This window comes from Aeromicrobium sp. PFPM2_SD2 (genome assembly GCF_057364525.1).
This window is the reverse complement of the sequence record NZ_JBNFNZ010000314.1, coordinates 1-2938: the sequence shown is the minus strand read 5'-3', so window position 1 is coordinate 2938 and position 2938 is coordinate 1. Positions and strand designations below refer to the sequence as shown.

Below are 2938 nucleotides of genomic sequence, written 5' to 3'. Positions count from 1 at the left end.
CGTCGCCGCCGTGGTCACCCCGCTGGTTCGGTGGGACGCTGCTCGGCGCCGGCGGGCTGGTGCGGGCCTGACGGGGAGGCCGTGGGGCTGGCCCTGGACGAGGCCGGGACGCTCGAGCGGCACCGGCGGCTGCTCGTGGACGTCGAGGTCGCGGTGGCCGACGCGGGCAAGGTCGAGAACCTGCTGCGGTCGACCTGGCAGGTGACGGGCGTGGCCTACGGGTCGCGGGCGACGCTCACCGTGGCGGTGCCGCCCGACGCCCGTGCGGAGCTGGCCCAGCGGCTGGCGTCCGTCACCGCGGGCGCGCGCGGCTGGACGACGCGGGCGAGTCCTGGGTCGACGCCCCGGCCTAGCCCCTCACCCGAGCCCCGCGCTGCCGAGAAGTGGGGAGGAATCGACCTCCGCGGGCGCGCGGGAGGTGCCTTCCTTCACACATCGCGGCGGAGCCAGGCGGGGGTGAGGGTCAGATGGCGCCGTCGAGGCGGCCCAGCACGTCGCGGACGTGGTCGACCGCGGACTTCTCCGACAGGCCGGTGGTGTCGTCGAAGTAGAGGCCGTCGCCGATGAGCTGGATGGTGCGGGCCAGCGACTCGTCGCCGAGGTGCTCGCGCAGCACCTCGAACCACGACTCGCGCACCTCGGCCAGCGTCTGGCGGGCGCGGGCGTCGTTCTCCTGGGCCACGCGGGCGGTGGCGATGAGCGCGCGGTCGTAGTCCGAACCGTTGTCGACCGACGTCGTCAGGTAGTAGTCCACCGGGCCCTGCGGCGCGGTGCGCATGCGCTGGACGTCCGCCTCGCCCTGCTCGCGCAGGCGCTCGAGCATGCCCAGGAGCAGGTCGTCCTTGCTGTGGAAGTGGTAGAGCAGACCGCCCTTGGAGACCTGCGCGTCGGCGGCCACCGCCTCGAGCGTCGCCGCCCGGGTGCCGCCCACGACGAGCAGCTTCTCGAACGCGTCGAGCAGCCGGTCGCGGGTGCCGCCCTCCTTCGCCATGGGGCGACTCTAGCGCCGCGCACGTCACACTCCGACGGCTTGGCTACTTTACCGTCCGGACGGTACAGTAGAGCGGTTGCCACCCCCCGAGAGGAGGACCCCCTCATGAGCCACGTCCACGTCCCGTCGACCGAACCGATCCAGCCGGCGCGCCTCGCGCGTCCGCGTGACTGGGCCGCCCTGGCGGTCCTCATGCTCCCCGTGCTGCTGACCTCGATCGACAACACCGTGCTGAGCTTCGCGCTGCCGCAGGTCACCACCGACCTGCGCCCGACCGGCACCCAGCTGCTCTGGATCGTCGACCTGTACCCGCTCATGCTCGCGGGCTTCCTCATCGCCGCCGGCAGCCTGGGCGACCGCGTCGGCCGGCGCCGCCTGCTCGTCCTGGGCGCGTCCGGCTTCGGCGTCGCCTCGCTCGTCGCGGCGTTCAGCACGACGCCGGAGATGCTGCTGGTCGCCCGCGCCATGCTCGGCTTCTTCGGCGCCGCGCTCATGCCCTCGACGCTGTCGCTCATCCGCAACATCTTCGAGGACGCCGGCCAGCGCCGGATCGCCATCGCGACCTGGGCCGCCATGTTCTCCGGCGGCGCCGCGCTCGGCCCGGTGCTGGGCGGCTGGCTGCTGCAGCACTACTGGTGGGGCTCGGTCTTCCTGATCAACGCCCCGATCATCGTCGCCTTCCTGGTGCTGGCGTTCGTCCTGCTGCCGGAGTCGCGCGACCCGAGCCCGGGACCGATCGACGTGCCCAGCATCGTCCTGTCGCTCACCGCGATGCTGCCGTTGACCTTCGCCATCAAGAAGGCCGCCGAGCACGGCGTCACCGACGTCGTGGTGCTCGCCGTCGTGGTCGGCGTGGCCAGCACGGTCGCGTTCCTGCGCCGCCAGCGCCGCCTCGTGCACCCGATGATCGACCTGACGCTGTTCTCGAACCGGGTCTTCACCGGCGCGATCACGGCCAACCTGCTCAGCCTCATGGGCTTCGCCGGCTTCATGTTCTTCGCCGCGCAGTTCCTGCAGCTGGTGATGGGCCTGTCGCCGCTGGCGTCGGCCGTCGCGCTGCTGCCGGGCCTGGTCGTCACGGTGCTCGCGGGGTTCCTCGCGGTGCGCCTGGTGCGCCACGTGCCGGTGCACCGCGTCGTCGCGGGCAGCTTCGTGCTGTCGGCGACGGGCTACGCGATCGCCGCGTTCGGCGACCCGACGACCGGCTCGATCATGCTCGCCTTCGCGGTGCTGGGCATCGGCATCGGCCTGGCCGAGACGCTGACCAACGACCTCATGCTCGCCGGCGTCCCGGCGCACAAGGCCGGCGCGGCCTCGGCGCTGTCGGAGACCGCGTACGAGATCGGCGCGGTGCTGGGCACCGCGGTGCTGGGCAGCATCCTGACCCAGACGTTCCGGCGCGAGCTGCAGGTGCCGTCGTCGGCGAGCGACGCCACGGGCCACACGTTCGAGACCCTCGGCGGCACGCTGGAGCGGGCGTCGCTGTTCCCGAACGAGATCGGCGAGACGCTGCGCGCGTCGGCGATCGCCGCGTTCGACCACGGCGTCCAGCTGACCTCGGCGGCGGCCATCGTGGTCGCGCTGACCGCGGCGTGGATGTCGTTGCGGATGCTGCGCGACGCGCCACGGGACTGACCACGCCGCGGGCCTAGGCTCGGCCCGTGCGCCGACTGCTCGTCCTGCTCCTGGTGCTCGCCGCGACCGGGTGCGCCGGGGACGACGAGCGGCGCCGGGCTGCCCGACGGCGTGACGGTGACGGTCGACCAGGCCCGCAGCGACCTGGCCCACTCGGCGGGTGCTCGTGCGGGTCGACAACGACGGCTCGCGGCCGCTGACCGTCCGCAAGGCGGCGTTGATCCTGCCCGGGTGGGACGGCGAGGCGCGGTACGACGGTCCCGCCACGATCGCGGCCCGCGCCGCGGTGAACCTGCCGGTCGAGGCGTCCGC

The 2938-nt window shown here is 73.3% G+C and carries 3 protein-coding genes; 2 read left to right on the top strand and 1 reads right to left on the bottom strand.

The features are described 5' to 3' along the window. The first annotated feature begins 30 nt into the window (after positions 1-30). Positions 31-567 (top strand): DUF1949 domain-containing protein, encoded by a 537-nt coding sequence (locus AC2W7G_RS12745; protein ID WP_485868768.1) that lies wholly within the window; start codon positions 31-33, stop codon positions 565-567. On the opposite strand, the gene AC2W7G_RS12740 is transcribed toward AC2W7G_RS12745, so the two are convergent. Beyond that, positions 464-991, bottom strand: coding sequence for a TetR/AcrR family transcriptional regulator (locus AC2W7G_RS12740; protein WP_485868767.1), 528 nt, complete (start codon positions 989-991; stop codon positions 464-466). The genes AC2W7G_RS12745 and AC2W7G_RS12740 overlap by 104 nt on opposite strands. Before the next feature lie 105 nt (positions 992-1096). On the opposite strand from AC2W7G_RS12740, the gene AC2W7G_RS12735 reads away from it, so the two are divergent. Beyond that, complete coding sequence (locus AC2W7G_RS12735) at positions 1097-2626, top strand: MFS transporter (RefSeq protein WP_485868766.1); 1530 nt, start codon at positions 1097-1099, stop codon at positions 2624-2626. Positions 2627-2938: the final 312 nt, after the last annotated feature.

What these genes read in the sequence shown, in the direction of transcription:
- AC2W7G_RS12735 (WP_485868766.1), top strand. Translation starts at nt 1,097, where the DNA reads ATGAGCCACGTCCACGTCCCGTCGACCGAACCGATCCAGCCGGCGCGC.
- AC2W7G_RS12740 (WP_485868767.1), bottom strand. Translation starts at nt 991, where the DNA reads ATGGCGAAGGAGGGCGGCACCCGCGACCGGCTGCTCGACGCGTTCGAG.